General features: G+C 33.0%; 30 protein-coding genes. 7 read left to right on the top strand and 23 right to left on the bottom strand.

The genetic code is table 11. From position 1 onward, the window contains the following. Nucleotides 1–49: 49 nt before the first annotated feature. The 22 genes from SJY24_RS00735 to repS form a co-directional block, all read right to left on the bottom strand. On the bottom strand, nucleotides 50–625 hold the full coding sequence (locus tag SJY24_RS00735; RefSeq protein WP_377863383.1) for a hypothetical protein: 576 nt from the start codon (nucleotides 623–625) through the stop codon (nucleotides 50–52). A gap of 68 nt (nucleotides 626–693) precedes the next feature. After that, complete coding sequence (locus SJY24_RS00730) at nucleotides 694–915, bottom strand: hypothetical protein (protein WP_377863382.1); 222 nt, start codon at nucleotides 913–915, stop codon at nucleotides 694–696. 15 nt (nucleotides 916–930) lie between these two features. Continuing rightward, on the bottom strand, nucleotides 931–1,200 hold the full coding sequence (locus SJY24_RS00725; RefSeq protein WP_377863381.1) for a DUF6440 family protein: 270 nt from the start codon (nucleotides 1,198–1,200) through the stop codon (nucleotides 931–933). A 1-nt stretch (nucleotide 1,201) separates the two neighbouring features. Beyond that, nucleotides 1,202–1,651 carry a hypothetical protein gene (locus tag SJY24_RS00720; RefSeq protein WP_377863380.1) on the bottom strand — a complete coding sequence of 150 codons (450 nt, stop codon included), beginning with the start codon at nucleotides 1,649–1,651 and terminating at the stop codon, nucleotides 1,202–1,204. A gap of 1 nt (nucleotide 1,652) precedes the next feature. After that, a complete protein-coding gene (locus SJY24_RS00715; protein WP_265176846.1) occupies nucleotides 1,653–1,778 on the bottom strand; it encodes a hypothetical protein in 126 nt (41 codons plus the stop codon). 105 nt (nucleotides 1,779–1,883) lie between these two features. Continuing rightward, entirely contained in the window at nucleotides 1,884–2,270 is a 387-nt protein-coding gene (locus tag SJY24_RS00710; RefSeq protein ID WP_377863379.1) for a hypothetical protein, read from the bottom strand. A 9-nt stretch (nucleotides 2,271–2,279) separates the two neighbouring features. Then, nucleotides 2,280–2,681, bottom strand: a complete 402-nt coding sequence (locus SJY24_RS00705) for a hypothetical protein (protein WP_377863378.1) — start codon at nucleotides 2,679–2,681, stop codon at nucleotides 2,280–2,282. Nucleotides 2,682–2,870: 189 nt separating this feature from the next. Continuing rightward, nucleotides 2,871–3,539, bottom strand: a complete 669-nt coding sequence (locus SJY24_RS00700; RefSeq protein ID WP_377863377.1) for a hypothetical protein — start codon at nucleotides 3,537–3,539, stop codon at nucleotides 2,871–2,873. Nucleotides 3,540–3,555: 16 nt separating this feature from the next. Continuing rightward, on the bottom strand, nucleotides 3,556–3,693 hold the full coding sequence (locus SJY24_RS00695) for a hypothetical protein (RefSeq protein ID WP_377863376.1): 138 nt from the start codon (nucleotides 3,691–3,693) through the stop codon (nucleotides 3,556–3,558). 66 nt (nucleotides 3,694–3,759) lie between these two features. Then, nucleotides 3,760–4,188: a hypothetical protein gene (locus tag SJY24_RS00690; RefSeq protein WP_377863375.1), complete on the bottom strand. Its 429-nt coding sequence runs from the start codon at nucleotides 4,186–4,188 to the stop codon at nucleotides 3,760–3,762. 3 nt (nucleotides 4,189–4,191) lie between these two features. Continuing rightward, entirely contained in the window at nucleotides 4,192–4,344 is a 153-nt protein-coding gene (locus SJY24_RS00685) for a hypothetical protein (RefSeq protein WP_377863374.1), read from the bottom strand. Further along, nucleotides 4,331–4,501 (bottom strand): hypothetical protein, encoded by a 171-nt coding sequence (locus SJY24_RS00680; protein ID WP_377863373.1) that lies wholly within the window; start codon nucleotides 4,499–4,501, stop codon nucleotides 4,331–4,333. Before SJY24_RS00680 ends, SJY24_RS00685 begins: the two co-directional genes overlap by 14 nt. Nucleotides 4,502–4,688: 187 nt before the next feature. Then, nucleotides 4,689–5,525 carry a type IV secretory system conjugative DNA transfer family protein gene (locus SJY24_RS00675; protein WP_377863372.1) on the bottom strand — a complete coding sequence of 279 codons (837 nt, stop codon included), beginning with the start codon at nucleotides 5,523–5,525 and terminating at the stop codon, nucleotides 4,689–4,691. A 146-nt stretch (nucleotides 5,526–5,671) separates the two neighbouring features. Continuing rightward, a complete protein-coding gene (locus SJY24_RS00670) occupies nucleotides 5,672–5,914 on the bottom strand; it encodes a hypothetical protein (protein ID WP_016099526.1) in 243 nt (80 codons plus the stop codon). Between the two features lie 381 nt (nucleotides 5,915–6,295). Continuing rightward, on the bottom strand, nucleotides 6,296–6,787 hold the full coding sequence (locus tag SJY24_RS00665; protein ID WP_016099528.1) for a DUF5512 family protein: 492 nt from the start codon (nucleotides 6,785–6,787) through the stop codon (nucleotides 6,296–6,298). A 98-nt stretch (nucleotides 6,788–6,885) separates the two neighbouring features. After that, nucleotides 6,886–7,074, bottom strand: coding sequence for a hypothetical protein (locus SJY24_RS00660; protein WP_016099529.1), 189 nt, complete (start codon nucleotides 7,072–7,074; stop codon nucleotides 6,886–6,888). Beyond that, a complete protein-coding gene (locus SJY24_RS00655; protein WP_377863371.1) occupies nucleotides 7,064–7,588 on the bottom strand; it encodes a hypothetical protein in 525 nt (174 codons plus the stop codon). The genes SJY24_RS00660 and SJY24_RS00655 overlap by 11 nt, the downstream gene beginning before the upstream one ends. Nucleotides 7,589–8,073: 485 nt before the next feature. Continuing rightward, on the bottom strand, nucleotides 8,074–8,376 hold the full coding sequence (locus SJY24_RS00650) for a hypothetical protein (protein WP_016099531.1): 303 nt from the start codon (nucleotides 8,374–8,376) through the stop codon (nucleotides 8,074–8,076). An 879-nt stretch (nucleotides 8,377–9,255) separates the two neighbouring features. After that, on the bottom strand, nucleotides 9,256–9,411 hold the full coding sequence (locus tag SJY24_RS00645) for a hypothetical protein (RefSeq protein ID WP_377863370.1): 156 nt from the start codon (nucleotides 9,409–9,411) through the stop codon (nucleotides 9,256–9,258). Then, a complete protein-coding gene (locus SJY24_RS00640) occupies nucleotides 9,408–10,625 on the bottom strand; it encodes an AimR family lysis-lysogeny pheromone receptor (protein WP_377863369.1) in 1,218 nt (405 codons plus the stop codon). Before SJY24_RS00640 ends, SJY24_RS00645 begins: the two co-directional genes overlap by 4 nt. A 203-nt stretch (nucleotides 10,626–10,828) precedes the next feature. After that, nucleotides 10,829–11,587 carry a hypothetical protein gene (locus tag SJY24_RS00635; RefSeq protein WP_016099534.1) on the bottom strand — a complete coding sequence of 253 codons (759 nt, stop codon included), beginning with the start codon at nucleotides 11,585–11,587 and terminating at the stop codon, nucleotides 10,829–10,831. 203 nt (nucleotides 11,588–11,790) lie between these two features. Beyond that, a complete protein-coding gene (gene repS / locus SJY24_RS00630; protein ID WP_377863368.1) occupies nucleotides 11,791–13,332 on the bottom strand; it encodes a replication initiation protein RepS in 1,542 nt (513 codons plus the stop codon). 916 nt (nucleotides 13,333–14,248) lie between these two features. On the opposite strand from repS, the gene SJY24_RS00625 reads away from it, so the two are divergent. The 7 genes from SJY24_RS00625 to SJY24_RS00595 all read left to right on the top strand — a co-directional run bounded on the left by SJY24_RS00625 (nucleotide 14,249) and on the right by SJY24_RS00595 (nucleotide 17,058). After that, nucleotides 14,249–15,115 (top strand): ParA family protein, encoded by an 867-nt coding sequence (locus tag SJY24_RS00625; protein WP_016099536.1) that lies wholly within the window; start codon nucleotides 14,249–14,251, stop codon nucleotides 15,113–15,115. Continuing rightward, the gene (locus tag SJY24_RS00620; RefSeq protein ID WP_377863367.1) at nucleotides 15,108–15,488 is read left to right on the top strand and encodes a hypothetical protein; all 381 of its coding nucleotides are present in this window, start codon (nucleotides 15,108–15,110) and stop codon (nucleotides 15,486–15,488) included. The genes SJY24_RS00625 and SJY24_RS00620 overlap by 8 nt, the downstream gene beginning before the upstream one ends. A gap of 197 nt (nucleotides 15,489–15,685) precedes the next feature. Then, entirely contained in the window at nucleotides 15,686–15,913 is a 228-nt protein-coding gene (locus SJY24_RS00615) for a hypothetical protein (RefSeq protein ID WP_085313462.1), read from the top strand. A gap of 26 nt (nucleotides 15,914–15,939) precedes the next feature. Beyond that, entirely contained in the window at nucleotides 15,940–16,167 is a 228-nt protein-coding gene (locus tag SJY24_RS00610; protein ID WP_377863366.1) for a hypothetical protein, read from the top strand. 30 nt (nucleotides 16,168–16,197) lie between these two features. Then, on the top strand, nucleotides 16,198–16,401 hold the full coding sequence (locus tag SJY24_RS00605) for a hypothetical protein (protein WP_016099539.1): 204 nt from the start codon (nucleotides 16,198–16,200) through the stop codon (nucleotides 16,399–16,401). Nucleotides 16,402–16,414: 13 nt separating this feature from the next. Further along, nucleotides 16,415–16,702, top strand: a complete 288-nt coding sequence (locus SJY24_RS00600; protein ID WP_016099540.1) for an ArsR/SmtB family transcription factor — start codon at nucleotides 16,415–16,417, stop codon at nucleotides 16,700–16,702. Between the two features lie 26 nt (nucleotides 16,703–16,728). Further along, a complete protein-coding gene (locus tag SJY24_RS00595) occupies nucleotides 16,729–17,058 on the top strand; it encodes a hypothetical protein (protein ID WP_016099541.1) in 330 nt (109 codons plus the stop codon). A 103-nt stretch (nucleotides 17,059–17,161) separates the two neighbouring features. Here SJY24_RS00595 and SJY24_RS00590 read toward each other — a convergent pair whose 3' ends face one another. Then, nucleotides 17,162–18,805 (bottom strand): peptide ABC transporter substrate-binding protein, encoded by a 1,644-nt coding sequence (locus SJY24_RS00590; RefSeq protein ID WP_377863365.1) that lies wholly within the window; start codon nucleotides 18,803–18,805, stop codon nucleotides 17,162–17,164. Nucleotides 18,806–18,839 lie beyond the last annotated feature (34 nt).

The raw sequence follows: 18,839 nt of genomic DNA, 5'->3' as shown, positions 1-18,839 counted from the left end.
TATGAGTAATAACAACATAGCGCTATAAGGCTTTATTTATCTAAAAAAATCATTTAGGAGTATTTAAAATTTTTATAACACGGGATTCATCTATAAACTCTTTCCATCCCTCTACAGTCACTTTTTTTCTTATTCTTCTTTCCTCATCACGGATGGAAAAAATACCGAATCGATTTAAAACATTGGTCAATGCTCCCATATTTCCATACCTTAAAAATGATGTAATAGCTCGCTGTTTCAATTGTGGTATTGTACAATTTGTACGAATTAGTGCCGCAAAAGGAATGTATTGTCCTCTTGGATTATAAGTACCCTTCCCATACTGTTCATATAATTCAATGTCTACTAGCTCCATATCTACGATTTTGCAAGATTCCTCTTCCAATTCAATATGACTAATAATATAACCAACGGATTCTTTCACCTGTTTAATTATCGTTTCTTTTTTAGAATCAGGTTGCGGCATAAATACGCCATAAACAACTTTTAATTGTTGTACCTCATCTTCTAAAGGACAAACTTTAACTTCATCTTCCTTTTGAGCATAGTTATCTAAAGCACTTACCTCTACTGCATCAACTAATATATTTAAATCGTCACTAATTGCCATTACTGCATATTGCACTCTTAACCACTCCTTTTTAAATAAAACTAAAAAGCCTACCATAAATTTGATAGACTTTTGATTTCTATTTAATTCATTTGTAATTTAATTCTTGCTCTTAGCCCAGGCATTTTTAATGGATCAAGTTTCCGTAATTCTTCTACAAACACATAGTCCTTTTCCAGGAGTACCTCTGCTGCATCTACTGGGTACTCTTGAACTCCATCATCCAAAACAATTCTTTTATTTTTAGAATAAAAAAGGAATCCATAAGTATAATTCTCATGAATTCCTTCAATACAAGCTGACATTGTAACCCTCCATATTTAGTTGTAATTTTGCTCAGAGATTTTTTTACACCCTTTCGGTTTACCCTGTTCATCTAGTCTAATTGTCATTCCACCATATGTAACATTTCCAACAAATCTATTTCTATATAAATACTCACACCCTGTCTCTTTATCTACAAAAACCTTAATACCTTCTTTATCACTTGAAATCTTTTGTACAGCTTCAGAATCCCCTGCTACCGGCTTATCAACATCTACACAACCAACAAGCCCTATAAGAGCAAATCCTAGTAAGAATTTTTTCATATTATATCTGCTCCTTTATGATCTTGTTAATTTTTACTGGTTCATACATTTCTAATTCTTCATTTTCACTATCTACTTTTTGAGTTTCAAAAGTAACGCTATAATTCTCACCATTAGCTTGCACTTTACATGTTATATCTTTACTTACCCAATATGCATCCGTATTAGTGTTTAGTTCTGCATCTTCTGGTACAAATAAAAGAATGCGTGTACCAAGCATTTTGAAATATTTGCTACTAACATTTAATTCTTTTTCTATCATCCCTTCTGCTATTTTTATATTTTCATGAGTTTGTTCTATCTTTATAGCATGCTCTTTATTGCTCTTATCAAGATAATCCTCCAAACTAATTCCTATATACACTAGACCTCCAACAATAAAGATAATTATGCTTATTACTTTAACTAACCCTGTTATTGATCTTGTATTCTTCTTTGTTTGCGACTCCATGCTACTTACCTTCTCGTTTTTCTTTATTAGCTAGATCTCTTCTCCGCTGCAATTCTTGTTTTTTATAGAATAGTTTTATTGATTCTTCCCAATACGTATATTTACAATCTGTTTCTTTGATTTTCATACTTCTTCTCTCCCTTTAATTTACAAGCCAATGGATATAAATAACCAGGCATACTAATATTAGAAAAACAATTCCTGAAATGATAACAATGTTGACCATTTTAAGTTACTCCCTTACTAATTTTTCAATATTTTCAGGGGCATACATTTCGATATTCGTTTCTTTATCAATTATTTTTTTGACATTAAAATACACTTTATACTTTCCATCATCCGTTTTGACATTACAATTCATGTCCTCTTCTACCCATTTTTGATCATTTAGTTCTATGCCATTTCTATTATCAAATAACTTAATATTTTTAATATCCTTATTTAGTTCCTTTGCAATTAACTCTTCTGCTATTTTAATATTTTCATAAGTTTGTTGGGATTTTACTTTATCCTCTTTTGCTGTATTAAGCATTCCTATAAAAACCATACTCAAAAACCCTATCATCAGTATTATTACAAGACACTCTATACTAAATATCATTTTTATTAGCTTCTTCATAGAATCACCTTACTCTTTCTTGCCGCACTCTAACTTTTTCATTGTCGCTGAGCCCGATCCCGTACTGCTGGAGCTATATGTATAAAGATAATTACAATCTTGTACCTTATCATGTAAAATGATTACTTCTTGTAAGGCTGTATTTCGGGGATCAGTTCCCCTTACGCCATCATCTACGATATGAGCTTCTAAAACTTCAATCCTTGATTCCTTATTTCTTTCTTTATTCGTAATCTTAATTTCGCCTAATTCATAATTCTCTTCAGCATTTGTAACTTCTTTATTTTCACTTGTAGCAGGCTTTTCTTTCTCCGCTGCCTTAGTACCTGTATTAGTAGAATTCGAACAACCTACTAAGCTATATAGCGCCATAGCGTACGCCAAACTAATTAATGCTTTTCTTTTATTCATATCTCCATCCCCACTCCCCATATTTCTTGAATTACCTTTCTTTTTTGAGATTAATTACAAACAAAACATACTGTTTTATACCTAATATGCTTTGTTTATAGCTAATCTGTACCAATAAAAAAAGAGCAGCCATTTAAGGAGCTGCTCTTTTTAGTACAAGTTTTATACTTTGTTAATCTTCACTAGGAACTAATCACAGCTTGAACCACCGTCTGATGAAGAATCCGAACTAGAAATACTATAGCCTGAATTGTTGGAAGAAGAGCAATCATTATCCTGCCCTGTTGAATAAGTTGAACTTTCTAACGCAACACCTAAAGCAATATCATTACTTTCTGTACTATTAGAAGGGCGAGTAGATCCATTATATGAACGTGTTGGACTTCCTTTACTTCTCGTTTTATTAGTGTTTTGTTTACCTAAATTAGTAGAAACAATGTTTTTTTGGTTAAATACCCGCTTCATCATATCTCTATCCCCTTTTTCATATTGATTTAGTGTATCCTTGCTATGATCAATCACATAAACAGGATTCTGATTTATATCATCTTTTTGTATATTAATTTTTGAAGGAGAAGTTTTTTCTTTTTTATATCTCCTAATTTCTTTCTTTTTCTTCAAAATAGTTATAATTCCAATGATGTACCCTATCCAGAAAGCAGCACCAATAATATAATTAAAAATAATATCGATAAGAGAAGTTGGAAAATTCTCCCCATCTAGTACAGTTCTTATCATCGGTTCTACCCCCAACCATGACGCCAAATACATAATACATCCTATAAATAAAGATAGCCATATGCCATTAATTTCTTCTTCCAGTTTTCCTATCCTACGTTCTCTTTCTGCTGCATTCAAAACATTCACCCTCTTACTAGCTTTTTATTAATGCATTTGCTATCTGATAGCAAAAGAAGTTTTCACTAAGTATTTGAAACAAAGAATCTGACATCCATTCAGCATCCTCGTCTAACACACCTTTTACATTTAAAGCATCATTTAACTTCTGCATAACACCTTTCTCTTCATATAAGTTCCCCCAACTTGAACGAGCATTTCCCAACCTTTTTTATTAATTTTAATTATGACTTCCTTGTTCATGATTTCCTCCCTCATTCGCTATGGAAAGTATAGGATCTATTTTCTGAATACCAATTATATTTTTTTGAGAATCATACTTAAATGTGACCTTATAGATACCCGTGTTAGTTGTTACCTTATAATATTTTGTCTTTTCTTCTAAATAAATTTTTTCAGCTGGGATATTAAATTCACTGACTAACAATTCTTCCATCATCTTGACATTATGTTTAATCTGTTTATTGTTTTTTTCTATACTTGTACTAATATCACTTCCAAGACTTTTCACAACTGTAAAAGCTATGAGCAGTAAACTTACTAAAATAACATATTCTCGTTTTTCCCAAACCCTATTCGGATTTAGCGCTAGATATGTTACACCTGTAAGAAGTAAAACTATTAGAATAATATATAAATAGGCAGGCATTAATCATTTCACCCCTTTCCCATAACAGTTAGTACAGGTTACTTTAATACCAAACTCCTGCATTTCATAACCAAACGAACCCTCTTTTATTATGTAATTTTCACCGAATATGAAACCTTTGCCCTGGCACTTCTTACACTTCTTATTTTTCTTCATTTGAACCGCCTCCATTTGGTGGATCGATATAAAGTGGATGTATGCTATGACCTTTCTCCCGTTGTTTTTCTAAATCCTTCAAGATCCTTTGTTCACTGGCCGCACTTGACTTTTCATTACTTAATGTTCCAAATATTAATTTTTCATCTTTTTTCATTCCAAACTCCTCCTTCCCTTTAAAACAATTTTAGATGTACATAAAAGTAGAGATAACTACGTTATACCATTTGAGTAATGGGGAACGGAGGAATCATATAACTGTTATCTCTACTTTTATATGCAACTAGTAAAAAAGAGCAGCCACTAAGAATCTGCTCTTTTATCTACTATATATTTTAGTATTATTACACTGTAGTATATAATGGTCTACCCAAAATATCCTCTGCATTATACGTTTCTACAATTTTTAGCCATCGATCTTTTCCCTTGTTTTTTTGTAAGAATCCTGCACCAAGTGGTAAATCCATTAGCATGCCAGCCGTTAATGGTAAATATAATAAGTCTGTACTTAGTAATTCCGAATAAAATTCTACATGATGATACTTCAATTTATATGCAATCCATTCAGCTGTTTCAAGATCAGTTATCCTTTTATAAAGAATATAATGACAATTATCTCGAATAGTATCATCTAAAACCCTTAAATGCTGCACACTAAATGTAGTACTAATTCTATAACCACACCACGTTTGTAAGATATTATGAAACTTTTCAGAACTATACCATTCATAATCCATAAGGAAAAGGTGTAATGATTTTTCTTTTCTCCACTCTACATCTTGTTTTTCTTTCACTATTTTTAGAAACTCCCAAACAAGTTGGCTATATCGTTCCTTATTTCCAATAAACGTATTAGGGAAATATGCATGAATTAATACTTTTCCCTCAGGTTGATTTAACAAATCAGTTTGTAACTGCTGCAGTGCTCCTTCTTTCTCTAAGTCATATCTTAAAATATGATACCCTTGTTTCTCTTTAAAGGTATATACATTCGATATTTGATTTAAAGGATCTATTACTACTAAATTTTTTTCTTCCTCTAGTAAAATGTTAGGTATTATAACAGAAAAATCTTTCCCAGTTCCCGTAGCACCAACAACAGCAGTGTTTACATTCCCTTCTTCATATAACTCCGCACTCACAATTTCAACAGCCTTTTCAATTTTGCCAAGTTTCGTCATATTAACACCTCCACCTTTTATTCAACCTGTAATTAATCGATTAATTACATACAAAACATACCAAGGGTACTCAATATGCTTTGTTTATTGCTAATCTCTGCAAACAAAAAAGAGCAGCCCCCTGGGATCTGCTCTTTCACATAAAATTATTGCACCTCATAATCAATAAACATCACATGATCACAAAACACTTCAAACAGCTCTACTTTATCACTAATTTTTTCAAAATTATCTCCTTCTTCTTTTTTCATTAATTCAAATACTGCGTGTCCAACACGCTGATAGAATTTATTACTAATTATTAGACTTGCTTCATCTACATCTTTCGCTTTGATAATAGTTGACCTCTTCAAACCACTTACAAAATGAAATGTCGCTACAATACCCATTACCTTTCCCTCCTTCAATTTATGCAAAAAGAGTTTGCAAGAAAAATATATATTCAGCCTAACACCATTTTAATAATCACTTTCTGAATCCCCAACCAAGATAAAGTTATTAAGACCAAAACCAACAACCATAAACAGGCATCTTTTATAGCTGCTTTGATGTTTTCCATTACTACATTATCTTTCCTGTAAGGATCATGATGAATGAAAGTGATGCATTAAATAATAAAATCATTAAAACCATATAACTTATCATCGCTGGCAATATTAATTGATCTCGGCCGATCATATCCCCTTACCTCCCATTCCCCTACTTGATTTTGACAATAAAAAAGAGCAGAACCATTAATATGATTCTGCTCTTACAGTTATTTATAAGTTCTAGTTTGTCTTTTCAAATTTCTTTAGAGTCTTCTTATTATTCTCATACTCTTTTTTCAAAAGATCTTCTTTATCACTAGAGCTTTCTAATTCTTTCTTGATTTCTTTCCATTTAGTATCATTTGGATGCGAAGAACCAATATACACAGAATTAAAGCCTTTTTCTTTAGTTGCAAGTATGTAATATTCATAATCATTTACAACCTGCAAAGGATCTCGACCATTTATTTTTTCTTTTACAGAAATTGATACAACTGAATACGAACCAGCTTTATATTCCGTCGGCTCCACCTTATAAATAGCTTCACGATTTTGATACCCTTTAACTCTCCATTCGTTGTCAGCTGTAATAGTAACGAAATTGTCTTTACTATTTTTATAAGTATCACCCTTCTTATAAGGGACTGAAGAACCTCCACAGCCTGCAAGTAATACTGTTATAGATATAAATAAAGCCGATATAGCTGATAAAAACTTAAACCTTTTTAACATGGTCTCTACACTCCATTCCATTTATATTCACTACATTAATATATTAACATATGAACATTTGAGACCCCACTACTTTTATAGCGCTATACATCTAAGCTTTACTGCAAATGAACGAGCCAATGATTACCTCTTAGCAAAGTGATGTTAAATACTTTAAAAGTATGCATCACATTCATTTTTTTACAACTAACATCTATCCTTTGTCCAAGATCATATTTTTCATTAAGCTCAAACAGATCTACATGAATGCTCTTTGTTCTCAATATCTTCTCGATTTTATGATTCATCAGCTTCCCCCCATGAATCATTTTTTAGGGAAGTCAGTACCTTTTGAGTGCTATAGCGGTACAGCTCAGAAAACACTGCATTTGATTTGTTCAATGTAACCAAGTATTCTGTTAACCCTACTAAATGGACAAATCTCTTATTTGCACTAACTAGCAAATTTATGCCTAGTGATCGGCTTCCGATTAACACTTTTACTGCATCCATTGTTTTTTTCTCTACACGTTCAAAGGAAGTAAGAATAAGAAATAACGATTTCCCATCTTGCCTATTTGAACTAAGTTGTTTACGTACCCTTTTCAACGCTGCAATGCAGTCAGTTTCGCTTGTATAATCTTTAAAATCTATATGACAAACAAGTGCATGATTATCTTGTAGTGCGTTTATTAGCTCTTTTTGAAACTCTAAGCATACATCGCCTTCGCCTTCAATTAGGCAGCCTGTCGTATGCTTTGTTTTACTTGTAAGGATATTTGCTATCTGCCTAATATACTTTTCTCGGCATTCCATACTCATAATTTTTTACTCCTATTTGATCTGTTTAATTCTACAAAAAATATTTTGTATTCTTGATTTTTTAAAAATAAACGGTCTATATTCAGTCGGATACAAATGCGAAAAAAGGAGTATCTCCATTTGTAACAGGGGCGTTTAGTCTCGTTACGCCCTCTCGTTAAAGGAATGCTTGTACAAATATATCGCTCTGGTATTTCTCCGTCATGGCGTTATGTGTACAGCCCTTTAAGTAGTCTGTAGGCTTGCTACAGATAGACCAACATCGATTGCTATTTTCAAGCGGACTTATTGTCCCTAAGGGTTTATTCATGTCTTGCATCTCCTAGATTCACGAAATGGATTGGCATGCGATGATTTGCCCTTCCCCCAGCAACTATATGAAGTTTTCAAAGAACAGGATGGGGAACATACAAGATTTATCTTCTCAAGCTATGAACCCCAAATGTGCTGTATTTCTTGCACAATTAAATCGATCAAATATATTACTACTTCACTTTTTGCTTTGCTTTTCTCTCAAAAATAACCTGCATTAATTTTCCGCATGGTTTATTCTTCTTTGCAATGATGATACCATCGCTATTTCTTACACATTTGATATACCTAAACATATTTGTTACTGGAACTTCTCTTCTTCCCATCTGATCGTATAGATTGCCATTGTCAAGAACGACTAAATTTTTGCCATCAAATGTACTAACTTTGTGCGCTCTGTTTAATAGAGTGCCAATATCCATTTCTTTTGTTACTTTAAGCCTGTGTGTACCTTTGCTAAACTCTTTTTCTCTCAAGGTTCTTCTCTCCAATCTATAAAAATTAAGTTTGTATCTAGACTTTCTCACGATCTAGATCGTTACAAGTTTCTTAACTCAACCCTATCCACATAAACAACTACAAATATAAAGGTGAGCATTATAAAATTTTCATTTAGCCAATGGGTTTCTTACAGAATACAAAAAAGGCGTAAACTAATGTTTTAGTCTACGCCTTTTTCTTCAATCCGAAGAACCACTTTTAAGAAGGATAACCGCACGACATCAATAATATTGCTAAGAATCACGTGTAAGTATACCCTTGCATACCTTGTATAAATACACGAAACAGTATAATATTATTGATGTTGCATCTCGTTATGCTTCATCAAGTGGGCAGCCTTTCTAAAACAGTCTCAGTGTTTTAAGAAGGTCGAAAATATCAAGAGTTGGTAGCTCTTTTTATTTTCAGCCCATGTAACTATGTAATTGTTAGTAGTTCACAATTTAGATGCTAATAAACATCTGTCAAAATTAAGATTACAACGATTGTTTAGTATCGTCAATCCATAATTTCTCAAAAACTGCTATATCTAACCAAACTACATATCAAAAGTCTTCGGAAAACCCAGTGTTATCAACGGATTAGATAACTGGGATTTTTTTTTGGACTTTTTTTAATTACAAATTGTGGAAATGCGTAGAACGTTTGTTCTAATTTTAGTACTTATTTTTAGCTTTGTAAACATAAATCGTAATAAACAACAATAAAAATATATTTCTGCATTCAGAGTGATAGTTTGTGAAATATTTCACACTCGTTTCTCTTATATCAAATTTGATATTTGGGAAACTTCCCGTAAAACAACGAATGCGATTGCCTCTATTGAGACAATCGCATTCTTAATATTTTAAGGGTTAACCCATTCCGCCACCTGGATCTCCCATTCTAGCATATAATTGTTCTGAATCTTTTTTGACTATATTGTTTGACTGTTCTTTACTACCAGTAGCAGTAAAAGCAATTCCCGCTACTAAAGCAATAGTTGTTATTGCAAGTATAATTTTTTTCATATGACACCACCCTCACACATTGTACCATTTTTAGTGAATTTAACCAACATTTTTTTCGGGAGCTTGCTATAGAATCTGTTACCTTCGCACTCGAAATCCACTATTGACTCTTCTATCAACTTAGTGTCTCTCAACGCATAACCTAAAATACATTTTTTCATAGGACTTAACTTCCCATCTTTTATTTCGCAGTCCTTCAAAAGTTTAATTGCTACATCAAGTTTTCCGATTAGTGCTTGATAAAAGGCTTTTTCGCACACATTATATATCTTAATATTATCTAAGCCTTGTTTATTAACTAGCTTAATAAACGCATAAGTATTAAAGACGTTTTCTCTTCTTTTGTTTGCTCTCTCTGATTTACATAAATCCAGCATATCTAATGACTTATTTATATACCAAGTCGCTCTTTCATAACTTTCAAACGTATATGATTCTGCAAGATATACCAGAGCTGAAGCTCTTAAAAGCGAGAAACAATCTTTATAATCCTCTAAGTTCAGTATTTCATGGCACAGTTCCCTCGCCTTATCAACCTTATCTTGCATTAAATACGCATAAGATAGCCCCTCTTTAATTCTTCCGCTGTAAGCTGCTCGAATAAATTCATCTGTAATCAGTTCAATATTGGGCTGAATTACTTCCGCATAATCAAAAAGGGAATTAAATTTTTCTAAATCATACATCGTATAGAAAGTTAATATCCCATATAAGACTTTAATTTCTTCCGTCTTAATAATTTTACGCTTTTTACGTTCCTCAAGTTCGTCTAATAACGCTTTTCCTTGAAGAATACCACTACTACGCATCCATACTAGTTCATATGCAAAAGCCCATTCCCTATTCATTGCTAACGATGACTTTTTCTCACTATCAACGACTAATTTTAATAGCCCAAGATGACCTTTAGCATTGGCGTATTCCATAGCGATTCGTAAATTTATCTTGCTTGTGGTAACAGAACAAAAGTTATATAGCATTTCTTGTCTTTTATTTGTATCATCATACAAAATGTTGAGTAACTTAACTAAAGTCCAAAAACCAAATTGAGTTTTACCTGTTAAGTTTTTTGAAAGTGTACCGCCGGTAACACCCATTTCCTTTGCAAGAGCACCCTGACTTCTTCTTTGGAAATCAATTGTATCTATAAGGATACCTAAAAATTTACCTAGTGTTTTTTCGGATTCTACATTTTCATTCTGCTTTAAATTCATACAAATTGCCCCTTAATGTAAGGATTCCCCTGCTAATATTCTTTAAACGGAATGTTAGCATATAGTATCTTAGCATAATAGTATTAGAATTTTTGTCGGAAAATGTCGATTAACCATGCTTATCAAATATGAAATAATGCATATTTCAAAAAAGAGAACTTCAGTAATAAAACCAAAGCTCTCTTTTGCACTCTAATTTTTAGTTATCCTTCGTTTCTTAACTGCTTTCTTAACTGCCTATTCCCCACATACAAATAGGCTTTTGTCTCATAAGGCTGATGTTTAAAATATGTATAACTGCCCTTTAAAACTGTTATTTGACGCTTCTCAGTCTGCAACAGTATCCAATACTTACTTTCATCCAACACAACACCTGATACATTCTTCCCACTAGGAAAATAAACCCTAATTGTATCCCCCACAGAAAATACATACTCCGTAGGCTTTTGATAATTAGCTAGTTTCATTTCCTCCGTATAGAAATCATTCGTTCCAAGTAATGGATCATGCTTCACATGTGTAACATAAGATAAAGCGCCCTTCATGATTGTATAGTAATTATCTTTATCAGTTTTCACATAAAGATAATAAGCATCCTCAGACAATAAAGTCCCTTTTATCCCCTTACCATCTTTAAATACACAACCTATCATTTCACCAATCTCAAATACAAATGATGTTTTCTTATCCCCCTCGCTAAACTTAGGAGATCTTTCTTCAACAGTTGGAAACTCTTCATGCCTTATATATTTAACTTCAGAAAAATTAACTGTTACTTGAAACTTATCACCGTTCCCCTCCACATCAAGAACACAATAATACTCTTCTATTGTTGAAATCTTACCTTTTAACAATTCATCATGATTTAGTAGCTTTATATCTACAGCAGCCCCCCTCATAAATACATAAGAGTGTCTGTAGCGTCCTCTACTATCACGATCAATAGGATAATTTTTACCCAAATGAAACACCACCAATATTCTAATTTTCTAGTAAAACTCTATAAATTTCACATACCATAAGGAGTATATAACCCTAGTAGTGTAAGACTAAAACTCCAAGAAGAAGAGAAACATAAACTATGTAATGCTGTAACGCTATAGCAGGCTGACCAGACCATGTATCGTAGATATATTTATGTATTGGCAGAGTGGACAATTAAAAATCAACCAGCTGGTAGCCCTTCTAATATGCCGTATAGTGTTTCTTCTTCCGCTATGGCGCTGCTTGTTTTTGCTTGTCCAAGAATATTGCCCATTTGAGGGAATAGCCCTTGTAAGTAGTTTAAATAGCTCTCTCTTCTTTTCCCGTTTTCTTTTAAAGCAAATGCAATTAGCATTCCTAGTGTGGATAATCCTGTTTTTGCTGTTTTTCCTTTTCCCTCAACCGTTTTATAGATTTTTGTACTCTTTTTTAGAACTGTGTTTAATGTGCTGCGGGGAATGTTAAGCGCTTCGCATAGTTCTGATTGTGTAAAGTATAGCACAGGTTTATTATTCGAATTCATTGATAAGAATGTGATAATGTCAGCTTCCCACTCGTGCCAATGACTACGTACACGATCCTTACGTTGTTTCTTATGTTTTTTCCAAAGTACTGAAGGTGCACGGAACGCTGAAGCTTGTCCACCCATGCCGTATGTTTGTAATAAACGCTCTATGTAATCTTTATTTGCTGCCTGATACTTTCCAGAGTACGCAGACATAACAATCCCTCTAACTTCAGTATGATCTAGCGGTTGCTCTAGGTTACTATTAAACTGATCCATTAAGTCCATTGTGTCTTTAATAGCGTACTGACTTTGGAAACACGCTAAAGAAAGGGTGAAAATCGCATTGTTTCGCCCTGCTTTCGTTTGTTTTGGAGATACATTTGTACAACTAATCACTTGTTTGAACCATAGTTCATCCATTTGCTTTGGTTGCTCTACAGGAGCGTTTTTAGCAAAAGGACTCTCTATTACATTATGAAACTGCTTATTTCCCTTGTTGTCGTCTTGTCGCTTGCTCCACTCTTGTAACTCCTTGAATGTATACACATTTTCCTCAAAGAACATCACAATATTTTGAACTGAAGGCATTCTGAAGAACCCAAAGTGATTGCATGTTAAATCCACGTTTGGCAAACTCTCAGCAAACATTTCTCTTAGGTTTTGAGAGATACGTTTCGCTGATTTAATAGCTATAAAGTTCTTGTTGTTTGATACGTACACAGCTTGATCTAACACATAATACACTTGATAACCCTTTGTTGTTTCAAGAATCATAGTAGGTACACCAAAACCTGCATTTAATGCCACATCATTGATCGCAGTCATAGGGAATGACTTTGAATCAATATCAATAACAAAGCAGTTAATTTGTTGTAGGTTCTTTTCAGTATGCCCCACAATTGTACGAAGACCATTTTCACCATATGTACCAAAATTATATACATTAGGTGTCCAGTGTGAAGCCTGTCCAACATGATCCAGTACAGCTTCTTCAGAAGATAATACTACGCCTCTAGTTCCAAACTTGGCGCTTAAATCTTCTTTTTTACGAGTAATAAAAATTGACCCTTTTTTATTCTTCTTACCATTAAGCACTTTGCTTTCAAATTTCTCTTGATTTGCAATAGATACTAATCCAGCTTTAGAGTTTTTAGATTTATATTTTCGTAATCCTTTATGTAGTATTAATTCAATAGCGCTTTGTACTGTATTCATGTTGAACCTCCTTTCCACTGATTTTTTACAACAAAAAAAGGTGAGCAGTTATATCACTGCTCACCTTAATAAATAGACTTCCCAAGATTGCATACAAAGGCAGAAAAATCCATACTTAAACATGCTTAAAAATGCACTTAAAGAAGGGTTTCTATCTTTACAAATCTACTCTAATTAACTATACTAAGAAGAGATATTTTATATCTCAATAGCATAGTTAACTAGAACGGTTTGGGAAGTTTACTCACTGTGTTGGCAGTGACGTAAATCGAATACAAGATGTTAGCAGCAAATTGTATTCACCAAGAAGTAGAGATGTGTCCAAGCAAATCTACTTCCTCTGTCTGGTTGAGACGTCCAAATCTCAATTAGACAGCCGTTCTTTTTTTATTTGTTTTTTTTATGTTTTATGTGTCTTATATATTCTACAAATTCTTACGAATTTCTTATGTATATTATCAAACTAAATCGTATTGTGTTGAGAAACTTGTTGTCTATAACGTTACAACAAGTTTTTTTGTTTGTAAACAAAGAATTTCAACAAAACCTCTTCCGTGTACACATGTACACTAGTGTAAGTGTGTACATGTGTACATAACACTTTTCCTCTTTCGTTCTATTAATTAGAAAATAAAAAATCGAAATGACACTTACACTTGTGTACATGTCCACAAGTGTAAGTGTGTAAAAATAACATTCAAACTAACCTGTTAAAACACTAATATATCAGCAGTTATCCATCTTTTGTGAACTTTTGTGAACTTGTGTAAATTTACACTTGTGTACTTGTGTAAATTTATGTTGATATTTTTTTAGGCGGATAGTATAATTACATTAAGAAGTTTTTTACACATGTGAACTCGTGTAAATGTGTACTTGTGTAAATTTAACAAAAAGTTTTTTTGGAGGGATACATATGAAATTAAAAAAACCGTTAACTATCACTGTAGCAAACAGTAAAGGTGGCGTTGGTAAATCTACTATTGTAAGACACTTATCTTATCATTTAGCTTTAAAGGGATATAAAGTGCTAACAGTTGATATGGACCCACAGGCCAATACAACAAAAACAATGATTGTAACAAGAAAAAGAATTAATGATGAATACTTCGCTTTCGACAAAACCTTAATGAGAGCTGTACAAGATGCTAGTTTAGAAGACATGCAGTTGAATATAATGGAGAATTTAGATTTACTACCTTCCCATAGTGACTTCGAAAACTTCGAATCATTACTAACATCAAGATTCGGTCATACTGACCCTTCTGATCCTAACTATCATCAAGTAGAAACTAATAAGATCAATTACTTTAGACAACTATTAGAACCTTTAAAACAAAATTATGACTTTGTTATCATTGACAGTCCACCTACAGCATCTTATTATACAAAAAGCTCTGCAATGGCAAGTGACTATGTACTCGTAGCATTCCAAACACAAAGTGATAGTTTAGATGGCGCTAATGATTATATTTCACGATTCTTAACCAAATTAGTAACCGAATTTAATGCTCCTCTTGATGTAATCGGCATATTACCAAATCAATTGCATAGTTCCGGTAAAATTGATGCTACAGTACTTCAAGATGCAAAAGAAATTTTTGGAGAAAATAATTTATTTAGAAATTTAATACCTTACGCTAAAAGAATTCAAAGCATTCCACGTATCGGCTTAAATAAAGATCAATATTGGGACAAGAAGTTATTTAATGAAGTTTTTGAACCATTTGCAGATGAATTTTTAGAACGAATTAAGAAAATGGAGGAATTAGGAAATGAGTAAAGATATAGGATTTTTCAACAAAAAGGAGAGCGAGGAGAACCCTGGTGATAAAAAAAAAGGAGGGAAAGTTGACCTTGGCTATAAAGCTGATGTCCAACCCTCTAACCCTTATGATCCTAACTTACCCGCTAAAGCAACACTAGTGAATGGTGATAAGCGCGCTACTATTCGAATGCCTTTAGAGACTAAACATGAGTTTGATGCTTTACTTGAGATTTCAGAATATCAATATACTTATGAACTACTTGGAGAAATGCATAACTTATTTATGGAAAAATTGTCTCCTGAACAGCTTAGACTATTCCATGCACAACTTGAAAACATCAAACGTAAAGCTGCTCTTAAAGAAGCAAAGAAACAGCAAAAGAAATAAAAATAACATGTGTAAATGTGTACATGTGGTCTTTTACACATTTACACATGTTATATCTACATAAAACATATAGAATCATACAAGCCCTATATATCAGTGTTTTAGTGATAAACTGCATATTTTTTTAATTTAATTTTTGTGTACATGTGTACAGGTGTACAAATACACATGTACACAATCAGGAAGGAGCGATAACCATGCGAACCCTCAGTATTATAGGCTTAGTTGTCATAGCTTTAGTATTTTTAAATGTAATTTCTCTACATACAATCGGAACATTATCTCTCATAATAGGACTTTTAATAGCGCTCTTAATTGGTGCTTACTTCCTATATTATATAGTTCTTAGCTTCCTGGCACTATTTACTACTATCGTTGGAATTATCTTGGTTATCTGCTTAATATCTTATGCTTTTCTAATCTAATGTATCTAACCCCTGGGAGGATCTATATGAATCTTAAAGAAGAATTAAAGACCATTATTAGATGTAAAAAATTATTATCTGAAGCTTATTCAGTTGGAGGAGGTGAGGAAATTGAGTTTATTCGTAAAGGTCATATCTATATGTACTTCGCCATTACTTCACCATATAACGAGACACGTTATTATCGAATAGACGATTCATTGGATACTGATCAACTAAAAGGGAATAAGTGGCTATATTCCATGACTATATAGCGCTATAGCTCTTGAGAAAGGAGAACACGAATGACAATACCTAAGAGAAAACAAATTCTAGAAGCTACTATTAATGCCCAGGTATCTCAAAACTATCAAGACTGCCAAGAGTGGATCAATGAGACTCTACGAATAATGGCTGAAGGTACAAAGTTAGAAAAAGATATAAATTGGGCATTAGAAGTATGCAATAACTATAGAAGCTTATCACCAACTCAAAATACATATATATAAGGAGAATTACAAAATGAATCACACACAAATAGTTATATCTAACGAGAATGTTGAAATGTTAAAAACGCTATCCCATCCAGCTCGTATTCAAATCATAACAATTCTTATGCAGCACACCATATTAAATGTCTCAGAACTCGTTAACATTCTACAAATGCCACAAGCAACAGTTTCACAACATCTATCTAAAATGAAAGGAAAGATATTAGGATATGATAGAAGAGGTTTAGAGGTGTACTACTACATAAACAACCCTAAAGTCCCACAAATCATTGAGATTTTATCATCTACTGATAAGTGATTTTATTGCAAAAGGAGAATCAGAATATGAGCATTGTAAAAGAAAATCAATTACCAATATCTTTCTTTGATTTATTTTTTAAAAATCACCCTATAGAAAATGATGTATTTGTTATTGAAGCAAACGAAAAATATTTCATTTTCGAACACGATACTGTTATTGATATGATCAAAAATTTCACACAGAAAGACCAGGATTATATCAGAAGACAGCTGCAACTTTACAATTACTTAAATCAAGACCTAAGTATCTGCTTAATGCAAATTGCATCCGACTACATAAGAAGGCTTATAGGAAACCATAAAAAAACAGACTGTAAGATCCTACCCCTACAATCTGTCATTCATTGCAATTAAAGAATATGGAGATCTCTAACGCAATATACCCAAATAAATTATACTATAATCCTATATAACTTGTAACAAAAAGGAGTCGATATATATCGACTCCTTTTTTTACCTATTTCTTAACTTCAGCCCACTTATAGTTAAATTCCCCACCAAAATCATTTGTCACTATTCCTTTGACTGAAGAACGTTGTAAATAAGAGCGCCCCTGCTGATAGAAAGGTGCGACCGCTCCATCTTCTAATAAGATTTTCTCTGCTTGTTTCATCGCTTTCCAACGTTCCTTTTCATCACTAGCTAAATCCGTTTTCACTTTATGAATAAGTTCATCATATTGTTTGTTTGAATACTTATCAAAGTTATATGTACTATCTGTCGTAAATAAATCTAAGAACGTAATAGGATCAGGGATGTCTGGCCCCCATACATCAACACCTATGTCATAATCGCTACTTAACAGCAATTCAATTTGTTGTTTACGTGGCTGCGGTTTAACATTCACAGTTAATCCATTCAAATTCTTTTCAAGCTCACCTTTTAAATACTCTGCATTTCTCTTTGCTAATGCATTATCACTAGTTAGCAATTCTAATGTTACTTCTTCTCTCCCTAACTCTTGCTTGGCTTTTTTCCAGTCTTCCTTCGCTGCATCCACATCATACTTCACTAAGTTCCCATTCTCTTTCCGGAAGTCTTTTCCGTCCGATCCTTTTGCAAAATTAAGCGGTACAATCCCTTCCGCTGGAAGCGAGCCATTGTTTAGAACTGTTTCTGTAAAAGCCTTTTTATCAAACGATTTACTGATTGCCAATCTTGCGTATTTATTTTTTAACACTTCATTCTTTTGGTTCAAACGTAAAAACTGCATAGTTACTTCAGGGCGCTCCTTGAAATCAGGACTATTTCTATATTTGTCTACAAAATCTCCTGTTAACCCTACACGGTCTATTTGACCCGATTCATATAAATTCACTTCTGTAGACTTATCTTTTATAATATCAAAGTTAATTTCGTCTAATTTAACTGTTTGAGCATCCCAATAGGATTTATTCTTCCTAAATTGAAAACCTTGCTCATGCTTCCAATTTTCTAACGTAAATGCTCCATTATAAATTAACTGATCCGCTTCTAGACCATATTGATTCCCTTTTGATTTAAAATACTTCTCGTTTATTGGTAAAAACGTTGGAAACGTTGTCAAATTTATAAAGTAAGGAACTGGTTGTTCTAATTGTACTTCTAATGTTTTATTATCTACTGCTTTTACCCCTAACTGACCTACAGGTAACTCTTTGCTATTTATTTTCTTTGCATTCTTTATATCAAAAAATAAAAACGAGTATTCTGCTGCCGCATCAGGATTCACAGCTCTTTTCCAAGCAAACACGAAGTCTTCAGCTGTTACAGGCGTTCCGTTTGACCATTTCGATTCTCTCAAATGAAATGTGTACGTTTTTTTATCCTCACTCACATCATAAGATTTCGCCACACCAGGAATTACTTTGTTATCTTCCCCTAGCGTATACAGACCTTCAAACACATTACGCATTACATTCATTGATTCACTATCAGTTGCCTTTGTTACATCCATTGTTGGGATCTCCGCTATATACGGTAAATTAATGGATTGATTTCTTTCATTCTTGTCAGTTGCCTTCGCTGTATTTCCAGTCTCTTCCCCCCCACTACTACAAGCTGATAGTAAAAGACTAGCTCCTATAATAGAAGCCATAACTGGTTTAACTTTTTTAAACATCTTACTTTCTTCCTCTCTAAATGTACGGATTCAT

It is taken from the genome of Bacillus sp. R86525, assembly GCF_042466195.1.
GTDB lineage: Bacteria > Bacillota > Bacilli > Bacillales > Bacillaceae_G > Bacillus_A > Bacillus_A nitratireducens.
The sequence above is the reverse complement of the archived record's forward strand: the minus strand, read 5'-3'. Positions and strand labels throughout refer to the sequence as shown.